Annotated in this window: 15 protein-coding genes; 12 read left to right on the top strand and 3 right to left on the bottom strand. The window is 25.8% G+C overall.

From position 1 onward, the window contains the following. Window positions 1–120 precede the first annotated feature (120 nt). The 8 genes from QOZ93_RS08920 (at window position 121) to QOZ93_RS08885 (ending at window position 8,509) form a co-directional block, all read left to right on the top strand. Window positions 121–2,184 carry a hypothetical protein gene (locus QOZ93_RS08920; RefSeq protein WP_307355964.1) on the top strand — a complete coding sequence of 688 codons (2,064 nt, stop codon included), beginning with the start codon at window positions 121–123 and terminating at the stop codon, window positions 2,182–2,184. Between the two features lie 25 nt (window positions 2,185–2,209). Continuing rightward, the gene (locus tag QOZ93_RS08915) at window positions 2,210–3,082 is read left to right on the top strand and encodes an ABC transporter ATP-binding protein (RefSeq protein WP_307355963.1); all 873 of its coding nucleotides are present in this window, start codon (window positions 2,210–2,212) and stop codon (window positions 3,080–3,082) included. Window positions 3,083–3,101: 19 nt separating this feature from the next. Continuing rightward, window positions 3,102–3,740, top strand: a complete 639-nt coding sequence (locus QOZ93_RS08910) for a hypothetical protein (RefSeq protein ID WP_307355962.1) — start codon at window positions 3,102–3,104, stop codon at window positions 3,738–3,740. 171 nt (window positions 3,741–3,911) lie between these two features. Further along, on the top strand, window positions 3,912–4,667 hold the full coding sequence (locus tag QOZ93_RS08905) for an ABC transporter permease (RefSeq protein ID WP_307355961.1): 756 nt from the start codon (window positions 3,912–3,914) through the stop codon (window positions 4,665–4,667). Between the two features lie 190 nt (window positions 4,668–4,857). Further along, window positions 4,858–5,292, top strand: a complete 435-nt coding sequence (locus QOZ93_RS08900; RefSeq protein WP_307355960.1) for an RrF2 family transcriptional regulator — start codon at window positions 4,858–4,860, stop codon at window positions 5,290–5,292. A gap of 17 nt (window positions 5,293–5,309) precedes the next feature. Beyond that, window positions 5,310–6,239 (top strand): cysteine synthase A, encoded by a 930-nt coding sequence (gene cysK, locus QOZ93_RS08895; protein WP_307355959.1) that lies wholly within the window; start codon window positions 5,310–5,312, stop codon window positions 6,237–6,239. A gap of 191 nt (window positions 6,240–6,430) precedes the next feature. Next, entirely contained in the window at window positions 6,431–7,624 is a 1,194-nt protein-coding gene (locus tag QOZ93_RS08890; protein ID WP_307355958.1) for a recombinase family protein, read from the top strand. A 225-nt stretch (window positions 7,625–7,849) separates the two neighbouring features. Continuing rightward, complete coding sequence (locus QOZ93_RS08885) at window positions 7,850–8,509, top strand: DUF4230 domain-containing protein (RefSeq protein WP_307355957.1); 660 nt, start codon at window positions 7,850–7,852, stop codon at window positions 8,507–8,509. 111 nt (window positions 8,510–8,620) lie between these two features. Here the strand turns inward: QOZ93_RS08885 and QOZ93_RS08880 are convergent, their stop codons facing one another. After that, window positions 8,621–8,836, bottom strand: a complete 216-nt coding sequence (locus QOZ93_RS08880) for a hypothetical protein (RefSeq protein WP_307355956.1) — start codon at window positions 8,834–8,836, stop codon at window positions 8,621–8,623. 220 nt (window positions 8,837–9,056) lie between these two features. Here QOZ93_RS08880 and citC point away from each other — a divergent pair, with 220 nt between their 5' ends. From citC to trxA, 4 genes are read left to right on the top strand one after another with little or no spacing between them, the layout of a single operon-like run. Continuing rightward, on the top strand, window positions 9,057–10,100 hold the full coding sequence (gene citC, locus QOZ93_RS08875; protein ID WP_307355955.1) for a [citrate (pro-3S)-lyase] ligase: 1,044 nt from the start codon (window positions 9,057–9,059) through the stop codon (window positions 10,098–10,100). A gap of 39 nt (window positions 10,101–10,139) precedes the next feature. After that, window positions 10,140–11,606, top strand: a complete 1,467-nt coding sequence (citG, locus tag QOZ93_RS08870) for a triphosphoribosyl-dephospho-CoA synthase CitG (RefSeq protein WP_307355996.1) — start codon at window positions 10,140–10,142, stop codon at window positions 11,604–11,606. After that, entirely contained in the window at window positions 11,599–12,906 is a 1,308-nt protein-coding gene (locus QOZ93_RS08865) for a tetratricopeptide repeat protein (RefSeq protein ID WP_307355954.1), read from the top strand. Before citG ends, QOZ93_RS08865 begins: the two co-directional genes overlap by 8 nt. Before the next feature lie 33 nt (window positions 12,907–12,939). Then, a complete protein-coding gene (gene trxA / locus QOZ93_RS08860) occupies window positions 12,940–13,254 on the top strand; it encodes a thioredoxin (RefSeq protein ID WP_111940349.1) in 315 nt (104 codons plus the stop codon). A 114-nt stretch (window positions 13,255–13,368) separates the two neighbouring features. Here trxA and QOZ93_RS08855 read toward each other — a convergent pair whose 3' ends face one another. Beyond that, on the bottom strand, window positions 13,369–13,902 hold the full coding sequence (locus tag QOZ93_RS08855) for a cell wall hydrolase (protein WP_307355953.1): 534 nt from the start codon (window positions 13,900–13,902) through the stop codon (window positions 13,369–13,371). An 88-nt stretch (window positions 13,903–13,990) separates the two neighbouring features. Then, window positions 13,991–14,983, bottom strand: a complete 993-nt coding sequence (locus tag QOZ93_RS08850) for a hypothetical protein (protein ID WP_307355952.1) — start codon at window positions 14,981–14,983, stop codon at window positions 13,991–13,993. Window positions 14,984–15,062: the final 79 nt, after the last annotated feature.

Raw genomic sequence — 15,062 nt, 5'->3', positions numbered from 1 at the left:
AAATAAGAAATCAGTATTATGAAGTTGTAGAAGTGAATTTCAAAAACATAAGAGGATAGGACTTATTGAGCAGTATTAAATTTATAATATGTTTAATTAATTATTTAGGGGGAAAGGAACATGAATTCCATTAGAAGTATATTTAATTGTATAAAAATAGAATTTAAAAATATTTTTAGAATTAAAGCAATTAAATTTATTATTCCTATAATTTGCATATATTGTTGGTATGTGTATGTTACCAGTATATTTTTTGAATATGAAATTTGGGATGTTTTACGAGCAAGTAGTTTTGTGCCAATGGTTCTTATGCTTTTATTTATGGTTTTAGGATTTTATTTAGCTAAAGAAGAACAACAATATAATTTAGATGAGGTATTTTTTTCTATTTATAGAGGTAAGATTATTAAATTAATAGGAAAATTATTAACTCTACTTAGCTTAATACTGTCAGTTATATTTTTCTGTATGATTAGTATATTTATATGTTCTGCAATTAAGGGCGCTCCTAGTATATTTTATAAACAAAGCATAATGTATTTTATTATATATTATTTATTATCATTGTTTATAGAAGCTATAATAGGTATGATAATAGGTTACATTGTTAAAAGTAAAATATCTTATCTTCTTATGCTGATTATATGGTTCACATCTATTCCGTTAAATGGATATATATTTAAGAGTATTGTAGATATTGTTAGTTTAGATTTAAGGGCAGTTCAATATTTTTTAAATTTAGGACAGTATGACATTAATTCTGGTATTAATATCATGACAGGTATGCCAATACAAGGGTTCAATTTAGTACAAAGAGTTTTAATTTTTATGGTAGGATTATCTATATTATTGATTATTAATTTAATTAATAGTAAAAAATCTAGTATAGCAATAGTATTGATTACCATAGGCATAGTTGTACCAACATTTAATATATATAAAAGAAATTTACCAACTGTAAAATCTTTAATATATTTTGGTGACGGAGAAAAAAAAGACGTTATTTATTATAGTTTGAACAAACAATTTTCAGAAAATACTGTCAAATTTGATATAAAAAAATGTAACATTATTTTGCGTGAAGATAAGACTGAAGAATTTGAAACTAAAATGTATATTATGCCTAGAGAAAATCTAAAGAGCTTACAATTTTCATTGTATAACGGATTTAATATAAAAAAAGTTTTAGATGATACTAATAAAGCTTTAACATTTAAGAGAGATGGAGATTTTATTACGGTTTTATTAGATAAGTCCTTAAAAAAGGGAGAAAGTAAAGAGATTACGTTTATATATGATAATGAATCATCACCATTATTTAGTGTAAATAAGGATATGATTATTCTACCAAATTATTTTAATTATTATCCTAGTAATATTATAGCCCCATCTATGACAGACTTTAATAATAGTGGATTATTTACAAATGATTTAAGTTATAAAGCTGATTTTACAGTTAATATAGAAGGAAATAAAAAGGTATATAGTAATTTAGAATCTGTAGGATCAAATCAATTTAAAGGAACAAATTGTAAGGGAGTTACACTATATAGAGGAATGATTACAGAGGATAAGTATAAAAATATAACTTACTGTTATCCAAGTATACAAGAAAATTCAAGAGAAAATGCTAAAAAATTTATAGATAAGTATGATAATAGTGTAGATAAGTTAAATAAAAAGTTTGATTTAGATATAGAGGGACTTAGCAACATAAAGAAAATTTTATTTATGCCTATTTATGATGAAGGTTCTTCACTAGGAGATGACATTTTTAGAGATAATGATATATTAATCGTTAAAGTTGATAATGATACAACAACGATACCATTTAATGAGGAAGATATAGAAAACAATATTTTAGGTAATTATTTAAGACAAGCTATAAAAAATGAGGATCAACAATATATAAAAGATCTAATAATTATGTCACTAAGAGATCAAGAGAATATAAAGATTAATAATGATGTAGGATTCTTACAAGGTAAAATTGAGGGAGAGTCACAATCAAGTAATAGAGATGGCGTTAAATATAATCTTGAAAAAGCCCTAGTAACTACCATAAGAAAGAAAGATGATGACAAATTTAATGAAGTTTTAAAAGTGCTAATTAAAGCTAGTAAGGAAAAAAATATAGATATAAAAAAGGTGAGTATGGAAGTAAATACTTTGTTAAAAAAATAGAATATATATTTGGGGGAATTTTCTTATGGAATTACAAATTAAAGGAGTTAGTAAAAATTATGGTAAGTGTAATGCCTTAAAAAATGTGAATTTAAGTATAGGAAATGGAATGTTTGGACTCTTAGGTCCTAATGGAGCAGGAAAGACTACTTTAATGAGAACAATAACTACTTTATTGCCTATACAAGAAGGAACTATAGCTTATGGAGATATTGACTGGAAAAATGGAGAGAAAGTAAGAAAAATTATAGGATATCTTCCACAACATTTTTCAATGTATAAAAGATTAAAGGTTGAAGAAGCTTTAGAGCATATGGCAATAATGAAAGGTGTGGAAAATGTTAAAGAACAAGTTGATTATGTTATTAAAAAACTTAATTTAGAACCGGATAGAGAAAAGAAAGTTCAGGAACTTTCAGGGGGAATGATAAGGAGAGTTGGAATAGCACAAGCTATTTTAGGAAATCCACGTATTCTTGTAGTAGATGAACCTACGGCTGGATTAGATCCAGAAAACAGAATACAATTTAGAAATATGCTTAAAGATATAAGTAAGGATAAAATAGTTATAATATCAACGCATATAATTGAAGATATTGAAGCTACTTGTGATAAACTAGCAATACTTGAAAAAGGTAAAATCCTATTTACTGGAAGTATGATAGATATATTAAAAAAGGCTCAGGATAAAGTTTTTGAAATACAAATGCCTAAGGAAGAAGTTGATGAAATTTCTGGTGAGGTAAAAATAATTTCATTAAAAACACTATCAGAAGGTTATAAAGTAAGATTTTTAATTAAAGAACAAAGTCCATTTATACCTAAAGGTGCTATTAAGATTTCCCCTACTTTAGAAGAGGCCTATCTTTATATTACAGGGAGAAGTATAGATGAATAGTTGTTATAAATCCAAGAGTATGTTGATAAATAATTTAGAGTTTGATGTGAAAAATTTAGGTGTGAATATTGTTTTTCCTTTTCTTATGTGTATAGTATCTTGTATATTTCTAAGGGCATATTTAAATGATCCCCAAAAATGGATGCATATATTAGAAATCTCAGAAACCTTTGTACCAATGAGTGCAGGTTGGATTAGTATATTCTTATTTGTTGATATAATACAAGAGGGTGGATATGAAGTTATTTTTACTTATCCAGTTAAACGAAAAGAGCTTGGAATAAAACGAGTTTTAATTTTTTATATAGTATACGCTATTTCAGTTTTGTTATATGTACTATCGATTCAACTTATAACAAAAGAAAATGTATGGTTGAACTTATATGTTCAATTTTTAATAGAAGGATTGTTTTTTTCAGCTTTAGGTTTTTTATCCATAGTATTAACATCTAATTGTGCATTCTCTATAGTTATATTAGTGGGATATAGTATTATAGGAACGCTTACTAAAGGAAAACATCTAGGAATTTTAAACATATTTTTCTCCAATTTTGATGTATTGGGAATAAAGGAAGTTTTAATATATGGCATAAAACCTTTAGTATATTCATTTGTGTTGTTTTGGGTCGCACAATTTAAGTTTAACAAAATAAATTAGGTTAAAATATAATATTTTATTCAAAAAACTATCTAAGGTTTATTTTTAGATAGTTTTTTATTTATTATGGTCTTTACATATAGGTATAACCAAATTAATAGCATAAGAATAACATATAAGTATAAAGAGAATACAATGAAACACAAATTTTAAAAGAATGGGGAGATTGAAATGAAATCTTTTAATACTTTATTAAAAGAGGAGTTTACAAAAATAAGGGATCAAAAATTTATATCTGTTTTTGTTATGGCAGTGGTTTTTCTTCTTTATACTTTAGAAATAATATTTATTAAAGATCCTATGATGTTAAATGGAGTAAAAATTGAAAATCATAATTTTTGCTTGTTTATGATGATATTTATGAATATGTTAATAATTACAGTTGATAGAGTTAATAAGGCCTTTATATGGAGAAAGGAAAACATAGATACAGATACAATTCTTCATAGAAAAAAAGGAAAATTTAAGTTTATTTTAGCTAACATGGTTTCTGTATTTATAGTTACCTTAATATCATCTTTAGTGTTACTAGGATTATCTAAACTTGTCTTTAATGTGAGTTTTACTGGAACTAATTTTATAAATGTTATTAGTGCATATACTTTGTCTTTTTTAATGTGTTACTGTTTAACTTTAGTTTTTAATAATATTCATATGTTTGGATATATGATAATATATGTTATTTTAATTACCCTTGGAGGATTTACTTTTCCAATAGAAATTATGAATGAAGGTGCAAGAAAGGTAGCATATGTACTTCCAACAACTCATGCAGTTAAGTTAATGCAGTATAGTTGGAATGGCTTAAGTTTATCAACAGGTAATAGTTTGAAAATTTTGGGGGTATATACACTGATTTTTGCTATAGTGGGATTGATATTGTTCTTTGGTAAAATAAATAATAAATATGATGCAAATAAGAAATAGAATTTGTTATAAAGGTTACTTGTAAGTTAATCCATATTTACAAGTAATCTTTTTTAAAAATTTTGAGAATAAATAAAATTTTTTGTTGACTTTAGGCAATGTGTGCTATAAAATAATTTTAATTAAAACATAAAACCTAGTAAATCTATAGGAAAATGATATAAAAATAACGGGAGAAAATGAATTAATTATGAAAATTTCAACTAAAGGTATATATGGAATAAAGGCCATGGTAGACCTGGCTATTTATTCAGAAAAAGATAAGGTAACCTTAAAAAGTATTTGCGAAAGACAAAGTATATCTGAAAGATATCTGGAACAAATATTTTCTTTATTGAGAAAGGGTGGGTTAATAAAGGGAGTAAAAGGTGCTCAAGGTGGATATACATTAGTTAAAGGGGCTAAAGAGATAACCATAGGTGAAATATTAAGAGTAGTAGAAGGAGAAATAAGAGCTGTTAATGTAGAAGAACATAATATGGATAATTTAGATAAATGTATTGCAGAAAATTTATGGAAAAAGTTAAATAAGACTATTAATGATTTTACTGATGAAATTACCTTAGAATTTTTAGCACAAAAATATAAAGAAAACCAAGAAGACATTATTATGTATTACATATAAATTAGGAGGGGATAAATATGTCAAAAATTTATAATAATCTTATAGAATTAATAGGAAATACTCCATTAGTTAGGCTTTCTAAAATTGAAAAACAAAATGAGTTGGAGGCAAACATTATTGCTAAAGTAGAATATTTTAACCCAGCAGGTAGTATTAAAGATAGGGCAGCTTTAGCTATGATAGAAAAAGCAGAAAGAGAAGGGAAAATAAATAAGGATACAGTAATAGTTGAGCCAACTAGTGGAAATACTGGTGTTGGACTTGCATTCATAGCAGCTATTAAAGGATACAAACTTATACTAACTATGCCTGATACAATGAGTGTGGAAAGAAGAAATATATTAAAAGCTTATGGAGCACAACTTGTATTAACTCCAGGAGCAGAAGGAATGAGTGGGTCAATAAAGAAGGCAGAAGAAATTTTAAAGGAAAATCCTAATTCATTTATGCCGCAACAGTTTGAAAATGATGCAAATCCAGAAATTCATAGTATGACTACTGCAGAAGAAATTTGGAGAGATACAGATGGAAAAGTAGATATTTTTATAGCAGGAGTTGGAACAGGAGGAACTATTACTGGAAATGGACGTAAGCTAAAAGAAAAAAATCCCCAAATAAAAATAATAGCTGTTGAACCAACTACTTCAGCTGTTTTATCTGGAGAAAAACCAGGTGCACATAAGATTCAAGGAATAGGAGCAGGATTTATTCCGAAAAATGTGAATATGGATCTTATAGATGAAGTAATTAAAATAGATAACGAAAAAGCTATAGAATTTACTAATAATATAGTTAAAACAGAAGGAATCTTTGTAGGCATCTCTTCAGGTGCAGCTATTTATGCAGCCGTAGAAGTAGCTAAACGTAAAGAAAATAAAGGGAAAAATATAGTGGTAATACTTCCAGATACAGGTCAAAGGTATTTATCAATGCCTATATTTGATTAAATTTAAAAATCATTTTAACATCCTTCAACTTATATAATGGGGGATGTTTTTATATAACAAGAACAAAATGTGTTTATTTTACATATTTTAATAATGATATGAAAATTGACAATACTATGCTCATTTAGTATGATTTAATTGATGAAAATGAAAATCTATATCAACAGTTCACTATAAAAGGGGGTATAGATATGGAAAATAGTGACTATGTAATTAATGTAGAAAATGATAAAAGAGAAAATCTAAGCAATAAGATATCTGCAAGTGTGAAAAAAGCTTTAAGAATTAAGATGGAAAAAGGATCATCTATAGCTAGTAGACCACCGTATGGGTATTTTTTTAATGAAGTATATAAAAATGGGGAAAAGTTTATACAATTAGTTCCCAGAGGTGATGAAACTAGTGAGGTAGTTAAAAAAATATATACTTTATATTTGAATGGCTGGGGTTGTGGAAAAATAGCCAGTTATTTAAATGATAAAAGTATTGAAACACCATCTTTTTATTTAAAAAACTTTAATAGATCTAAATTTGGTTTGTGGAGTAAAAATACTATAAAGTCTATTCTAATTAATGAAAAATATGCTGGTATAATGGTGCAAAATAAGTGGAAGGGAATAGAAGGAAATAAGGTCGTTTTAAATAATGAAAAAGAGAGAATATATGGAGGAGAATTTCAAGGTATAATTAGTAAAGAAGAGTTCTTTAAAGTTCAAGAGATTATGAAAGAAAAATCTAAAATGTTTACTACAATAAAAAGAGAATATCATTTATTTTCATCGCTTTTGAATTGCAACGAATGTGGAGGAGCTATGAGCTATAGAAAGAATTATAAAGGATATAAGTGTAGCAATAGTCAATCAGGGAAGAATAGATGTACCGCCCATTCTGTAAAAGAAGAACATTTAAAAGAGTTGGTATTCCAAAAATTTAGAGAATTCTATAATAAGGAAAAAGAGAAAATAGAATTTGATGATATGCTATATAAAGTTGCATCAGAAGAAGAGGATTTAGAAAAAAATTTGAGACATATTGAGAAAAAAATAACAAAAATAAATTCAAAAATTGAAGATGTTATATTAGATATAGAAGAAGGGGTACTAGATCAAGAAGAAAAAATAAAGTCAAGAAAAGAACTAAGTAAGTTAATGATTAAAAGAAATAAATTACTTAGAAAAAAGGAAATTTTAGAAAAAGTTGTAGGCGATATGCAAAGAATAGATAAATCTAAAATATATATAAAAAAGGTAAAAGAAGTACTTGAAACTAATACTCTTTCAAAAGAAATTCTAGGTGAACTTATAGATAAGATACTTGTTAAGGAAGGAAAAGACAAGAAGAATAAGAAAGATAAAAAAATTGATATCATTTTAAAAAAAATATAGGTACAAGCAGATTAAGAGTAGGAAATTAATAATTTTCTGCTCTTATTTTTTTATTAAAAATTTTAAAAATACCTTAAATATAAATACATTTTTTTAGTTTTAATCATATAAGTTATATTATGGAGTAAACTTTTAAATTCCTGATTAAATATGGTAAAATGATTTTAATAAAAAGGGTTAAAAATATTAATGTTTAATAATATTCAAGGGGGAAGAGATTTCGTTATGGACATAAGACCGCAGATTAACAATAATATAAACAAAAATAATACAGAATTAAATAAGAAAAATAAGTTATTTAAATGTCCTAAAATTAGAATCGGTTTTTTTATTGCTCTAATGTGTGTTGGGTTTGCCCTATCTTTTTTTAGTGGTATGAAGATTAATAAAGCAAGGACCATTGACACTAGTACTATTGCAGACAAAATTGATAAGGTTTCGGAACTATCTTCATTAAAATATAATTATTCTTCAGTAGTAACATTGAAGGATAGTATGAAGATAAAAAATTTTTCTATACCTTTTACAGGAAAGTCATTTATTATTAAATATAACGGATATATTAAATTTGGTACTAATTTAAAAAAGAAAACTATAACTATTAGTCCAGATAGAAAAAAAGTTAATATTAGCTTGGAGAATTGCAAGGTTTTAGATAATGTTGCGGATACTAAAAATTTATTAGTATACGATGAGTCATATTCTGTATTTAACAGATATGGTGCTCAAGACATGATTGATGAAATAGGAAAAGAACAAAAAAAGGTGGAGAAGGAACTGATAGAAGAGGGTTATATAGAAAAGGCTAATAATGAAGTCAAAACTTTATTAAAAGGTGTACTTCAAGATATGGGGTTTGAAAGTATTTCTATAAATTTTAAGTAATCGTATAATAGTTAAAATAATAAGTAAAAAAGCAGACTAGTTAGGGATAGTCTGCTTTTAAAATATAAGGGGGAAATAAAAAATTTATATAGAAATTAGATATGTTTATATCTAACGTCTACCACTACATAAAATTACTACTAATAATATTAATAATATAGGGCTTTGACATATGCAATTTAGCATACTTTGGTTACCGTAATAAGATGGATTGCAATTGCAGTTACAAGAACAGCATCCATTATTATTTAATGTATTAAAATTATTTCTACAACAGTGACATCTACAACTACAATCGCAGCTGCTTTTTCTTTTTTTGTTACTCATATATACTCCTCCTTTAAAGTGTGAAGTTAAGTATATAGAAGAGAGACTTATTACGGATTGAATTAACCCTAATTTTAATATATGAAAATTAGTTTAAAGTGTGATAAATAAAAATAAAATGAATTTTATAATATTTAATCATAGATTTTAAAGGTTAAATAACGTAAACTATATATATATAACAAATAAATTAATTTTTATATTGGTAGGTGAGAAAAGCGTGTACGAGTTCTGTATAGAGAAAGTTAATTTAAATAATCAAGAAGATGTTTTAGAGGTAAAAAAATTTCTGAGTTTTTTTTCCTTAGATTTAGATAAAAACATAGATTATACCTTAGTAATAAGACAAGGAGAAGAAATTAAAGGAACTTGTTCTAAAAGTGGAAATGTACTTAAATGTTTTGCAATAAGTAATGAATTGAGGGGCGAAGGCTTAAGCGAAAAATTAATTACAGCTTTAAATGATAAATTATTCGATGAAGGAATTTATCATAGCTTTATTTTTACCAAACCTGAAAATATACCAATATTCACTGGATTAAATTACAAGTTAGTAGAACAAGTAAATAAAGTGGCTTTACTTGAAAGTGGAATTTATAATATAGATAAGTATCTAGAAAAAATATCACAAAAATATCTACTTACCGAAAAAAAAGAAAGAGCTTCTATCGTTATGAATTGTAATCCGTTTACATTGGGACATAGATATTTAATTGAACAAGCAGCTAAGGAATCAGAAGAAGTTTTGATATTTATAGTTCAGGAAGAAAAATCTTTATTTCCTTTTAAAGTAAGATATAATTTAGTAAGGGAAGGTGTTAAAGATTTAAAAAACGTTAAAGTAATAGAAGGCGGAGAATACATAATTTCTTCAGCTACTTTTCCAACATATTTTTTAAGAGAAAAAAACGATATATTAAATGCATATACGGATTTGGATAGTAAAATCTTTTTAAGATATTATTGTAGTAAATTTAATATAGTAAAAAGGTTTGTTGGTGAAGAACCTTTTTGCAAGGTAACTGAGTTTTATAATAAAACTTTGAAAGAGAACTTTAAAAAATTTAATAAAAAACTTATAATTATAGAAAGAAAAGCTGAAGATGGGGAAAAAATTAGTGCATCAAGAGTTAGAGAATTACTTAAACAAGGACGATTGAAAGATACTAAAAATCTTTTACCAATGGTTACATTTAAATTTTTATGTAGTGAAGAAGGAAAAAAAATAATAGAAAAAATAAAAGATAGTAATAGTCTTCATTGATTTTAATAATTTATAATGCTGTGTGGGGTGAGATGTTTGATGAATGCAGTTGAGTATAAGGCAGAAGATATTTTAATAGCCAGAGAGCAAAGAGTTGAACTTCAAGAAAAGTTAATGCAACAATATAACGGAAATATTGTTGTTATGAGAGTGAATTACCCAGGGTTAAAAAAGTATAATAAAATTAGTATAAGTATTATAAAAGTTATGTACAGGGAGATTGTAAGGTTATTAAGACAAAATAATGTAGAATTAATACATGAAGAACTGATAGGAAATGTAAAAGAATATAATGATATAAATAAAATAATTAGGAATGAAGCCGTCTGTATAGAAGATAAAAACTTAGCGGAAGGGCCTATAGTAATATTTGTTTGTAATGAAAATCCTTTAAAACTTAAAAAAATAACTACTAAGTTAGAAGAAGAACATATTCTAGGAAGATGTTTAGATATAGATGTATATAATGAAAGTGGAAATTCTATTAGCAGAAGAGAATTAGGATATGGATTCAGAAAATGTTTTCTGTGTAATGACATAGCCCATGTTTGTGTTAGGACAAAAAGACATACTGAAAATGAAGTTATTAATTTTATAAAAAATTCTTATAAAAAATATATGCTTTATGAAAAAGGGGAGTTGGGTAAAATGGAAATTACAAACAAATTAGGGGAGTTTGCTTTACAATCAATGTTATATGAAATATCTGCATATCCCTCACCAGGATTAGTATCACCAATATCTTCAGGAGCACATAAGGATATGGACTTCTATACTTTTTTAAGTAGTATAGCAGCTATTAATCCATATATGTGTAAGTTTGTAGAAGCTGGATATTCAAATAAGTCATATAAAGAGATTTTTGATGATATAAGAAGAATTGGCATTGATGCAGAGAAAAAAATGCTAAAAAAAACATGCGATATTAACACACATAAAGGAATGATATTTTTAATGGGGGTTAGTTTGGCAGCTACAAGTAAAGCAATACATGACAATAAACCTTTTAGTGAAATAAGACAAGTTATTAAAGATATGACTAGTGGAATAGTAGAAAATGAATTATTAAATATAAAAGATCAAGAAAAAATTACTTACGGTGAAAGGTTATTTGCACAATACGGAATAGAGGGAATTAGGGGAGAAGTTGAAAGAGGATTACCAATTGTTTTTGATAAAGCACTTAAATTTTATAATCAACATGAATATTTACAAGATAGAGAAAGACTTATACAGACTTTAATATATATAATGTGTTTTTGCGAGGATACAACAATATTACATAGACATCCATTACCAAGGTTACGTGAGGTGCAAGTAGCTGCCGAGGCTGTTTTAGAGTTAGGTGGAGTAGAAACTATAGAAGGTAGAGATGCTTTAGAAAAGTTAGATCTAAGATTTTCAAGAGAAGGATTAAGTCCAGGAGGAGTAGCAGATTTACTTGCTATTACAGTATATTTTAGTTTAGTAGAAGAATTTATGAAAAATGAGGAGTTTTATGAGTAAAAGTATAGAGATTTATGAAAAAACACTAGATTATTATAATAGTGGAAATATAGAAAAGGCTTTAGAAGTTTGTTCAAGAGGGGGAGAGGAAGTCCTAGATGACTCTTCCCTCCTTAATTTAAAAGGATTATTATATTATATTAAGGGAGATATGAATGGAGCAAGGAGAATATGGAATTTAAATTATACAAGAAATCATGATGAGGTATCTAAAAAGTACTTGTTAAGTAGTAAAGATGATGAAGAAATGTGGAAATTATACATAAAGGCATTAAAGTATGCTAATGAGTTAAATATAAGTGAGGCCATAGAAAGTCTAGAAGAATGTATTAGAACAAGCGATTTTAATAAAATTAATGTAAATAATGAATTATGTAAATGTTATATGAAAAAGGGTGAATATGTTAAAGCTATATCTGCTATGGAGAAAGTATTAGATATAGATAGATACAATAAAGTAGCAAAACAAAAGAAAAAAGAATTACAAGACTTAGGTGTTCTTAAAAAGGAAAAAGGTAAGACTATTTTTGTTAGTACCAGTATTATTTTAGTTTTACTTATTTGTATTTTTTCAGGAACTAAATTTTATAATTATAAAAAACCGAATGATGTATTAAATGGGGTAGCTAAAATAAGAAATAAAGATAATAAAGCGAAGAAAGATGAGAATCATATTATTGAAAATAAAAAGCAAGAAGTGGAAGAAAAAAGAAAAGTTGAGGAACAAAAGAAATTAGAAAGTAAAAAGAAAGAAGAACAATTAAAAAATATAGAGGAAGAAAAGAAAAAGAAGAAAGAAATAGAACAAGAAATTAAAAATTTTCCTAGGAATGAGGTAAAATCATATTTATCTAAGAAGGATTTTATTAAGTTAGATAAGATTATGACTAAGTGGGGTAATAAAGAATTAGATTTAAATGATAAGGTTATATTAAATGAAACAAAGAATTTTATGGATAGAGGAGCAGGACAATATTTTTATAATTTGGGAAGAAATAATTCTAAATTAGGAAAGTTTAAGGAAGCAATTGAATACTATGATATAGGCATTAAATATGGTAAAGGAGTTTTTCCTTATGAAGATGGACTTTATATGTTAGGTGTATGTTATAACAAAATTGGTAATATTGAAAAGGCTATTGGAATATATGAAAGATATTATAAGGAATATACAGATAAAAGTTTTATAAAACAAGGAAACTATATAAAGGATGTTCTAATTTATTTAACAAATACCTATAGGAAATTAAATGATAACAAATATAAAGTTTATGAAATAGCCCTAAAAAAACTAAACTAATTCAAAATAACAATTGTTTCTGGAGGAGTTAAGATGGTAGAAGTAAATGGTATGAATTTTAATAAAGAGGTATTGGCGGATAAGGACATAGTAGTTGCAGATTTTTGGGCACCATGGTGTAATCCATGTAGAATGTTAATGCCAATATTATCACAAGTTTCAGATGAAATGAGTGGAAAAGTTAAATTCGTTAGAATAAATGTGGATCAAAACCCCCAACTTGCTCAAATGTTAAATGTTACAAACTTACCTACACTTATGGTTTTTAATAAAGGAAAATTAAGAGATAGAATGATAGGTTTTAGGCCTAAAAATGAAGTGGTTAAATTGGTGAAAAAACATTTATAAAAAGTATATGTAGATAAATTTATAAAGAAATAAATTCATAAAGATAATTTAGAATATATATAATAAAAAGTCCTCAAAACAATAAATATTATTTTGAGGACTTTTTTAGCTTTTTTAGTTAATTATAAAAAATACATGTTGTCCTATGGCTTTTTCGTTAGATTTTTTTGTGTTTTTCATCCAACTACAAGTAGCTATCTTAGGATTATAAAAATACAAAGCATGATTTGTTGGATCATCGCCTTTTAGAGCTTCAAATACTGCATTATAACATTCTTCATTAGGAATTACAGAAATAGTTCCATTTTTTACACAAGAAAAAGCTCCTTTTTGTTTTATAACTCCATCAATACTATTAGGGAAATTTTTGCTTTTAGCTCTATTTAAAATAACAGATGCTACAGCGACTTTCCCTTGAAATGGTTCACCACGACTTTCACCGTATACTACTTGAGCCATAAGATAAATATCTTTGTCTGTAATAGTTACATCTCTATGTGTATTATTAAAAACAGCTTTAGCTTCATCTTTTTCACTATACAAAATTTCAGTTTTTTCATATGAACAATAACCTAAGGCTTCAGTTGTAGGAAAACAAAATACTAAAAAGCTACTTATTACCATAGTAATTAAAATGCCTTTTTTCACTTTTTTTAATCTCCTTTCATTGAGGTTAATTTACTTAGGCTATTGATATTTTAACCAAAAATATTTTTTTAATACAAATTTTAAAAATTTATTTTGAATAATTTTGTAGTTCCTCTTCAAATTTAGCAAATGAAGATTTTATTTCATCTAGATTTTTGGTCAATTCTTTGAATAGTTTTTGTACATCTTTGTCTCTTTTAAACTTGGGTTTCATAGTAAGTTTATCAGTATCAATTGCATAGTTTAAATTTTGTAGATATTGGTCATAATTTTTTAATAAGGAATAAAGATTAGAGTGTATAATAGAAGCATTTTCAGGAATTGACACTTTTGATAAGCTTACTTTAAAATCTGATATCATTATTTTATCTTTGTCTATGGAAGATAAAAGTTCAGTAAAATCTCCATTTTCTAAAATAATTCTATTAGCGTTTTCAAGATAATTATTACTATATAGTCTATCCTTAAAAGAATTTTTTATATCGTTTATTTGCATAACAAATTCAGATTTTTGTTTACTTTTAATCTCATATAGTTTTTGTTTTTGAATTGAATCATTACCAAATTTATTTACAGCATTAATAAAATTATCTAAATTAGAAGGAAAATTTATTGTGAAAGTATCATCTTTTATGATTTGATAATTATCTTTAGTATTATTTCTATATTTTAGTAAAGATTTTAAAGATTGATCTATATTTTTATTATGGGGACTTGTAGCAATTATGTATGCTTGTTTATATAAAAGAATATTTGACTCTATTCCATTATATAAATATTGTTGTTTGTGTTTAAATTTTTCTGGAATAGTTATCTTTTGGATTGAAAGTTTAGTTTTTATTAGTGTTTTTATTATTTCGGTATTAAAGCTCTTTTGTATCTTTTTCACATCTATACCATCATTAGAGGTATAAGTATTCATGCTATTATTAATAGAATTTATTATATTAAAATAAGGATCTATAGATTTTTTAAAAGAGTTAAAGTTTTTTTGTATAAAAAATTGATAAATGAGAAAAAACACTAAAATCAAGATTAAAATGATACCAGAAAGTATTAAAGTTTGTTTTTTATTTTTCAAAATAAATCGCTCCTTATAAAGAAAATTAAAATGGTTTATTATATATAATTATACAATAATAACCAATTAAATCAAAGAG

It is taken from the genome of Hathewaya limosa, from assembly GCF_030815255.1.
In the GTDB taxonomy this organism is placed as follows: domain Bacteria; phylum Bacillota; class Clostridia; order Clostridiales; family Clostridiaceae; genus Hathewaya; species Hathewaya limosa.
Note: the sequence above shows the minus strand (reverse complement) of the source record. Positions and strands in the feature narration are given on the sequence as shown.

Coding starts and splice junctions, on each gene's coding strand:
- QOZ93_RS08920 (WP_307355964.1), top strand. CDS start 121: ATGAATTCCATTAGAAGTATATTTAATTGTATAAAAATAGAATTTAAA.
- QOZ93_RS08915 (WP_307355963.1), top strand. CDS start 2,210: ATGGAATTACAAATTAAAGGAGTTAGTAAAAATTATGGTAAGTGTAAT.
- QOZ93_RS08910 (WP_307355962.1), top strand. CDS start 3,102: ATGTTGATAAATAATTTAGAGTTTGATGTGAAAAATTTAGGTGTGAAT.
- QOZ93_RS08905 (WP_307355961.1), top strand. CDS start 3,912: ATGAAATCTTTTAATACTTTATTAAAAGAGGAGTTTACAAAAATAAGG.
- QOZ93_RS08900 (WP_307355960.1), top strand. CDS start 4,858: ATGAAAATTTCAACTAAAGGTATATATGGAATAAAGGCCATGGTAGAC.
- cysK (WP_307355959.1), top strand. CDS start 5,310: ATGTCAAAAATTTATAATAATCTTATAGAATTAATAGGAAATACTCCA.
- QOZ93_RS08890 (WP_307355958.1), top strand. CDS start 6,431: ATGGAAAATAGTGACTATGTAATTAATGTAGAAAATGATAAAAGAGAA.
- QOZ93_RS08885 (WP_307355957.1), top strand. CDS start 7,850: ATGGACATAAGACCGCAGATTAACAATAATATAAACAAAAATAATACA.
- QOZ93_RS08880 (WP_307355956.1), bottom strand. CDS start 8,836: ATGAGTAACAAAAAAAGAAAAAGCAGCTGCGATTGTAGTTGTAGATGT.
- citG (WP_307355996.1), top strand. CDS start 10,140: ATGAATGCAGTTGAGTATAAGGCAGAAGATATTTTAATAGCCAGAGAG.
- QOZ93_RS08865 (WP_307355954.1), top strand. CDS start 11,599: ATGAGTAAAAGTATAGAGATTTATGAAAAAACACTAGATTATTATAAT.
- trxA (WP_111940349.1), top strand. CDS start 12,940: ATGGTAGAAGTAAATGGTATGAATTTTAATAAAGAGGTATTGGCGGAT.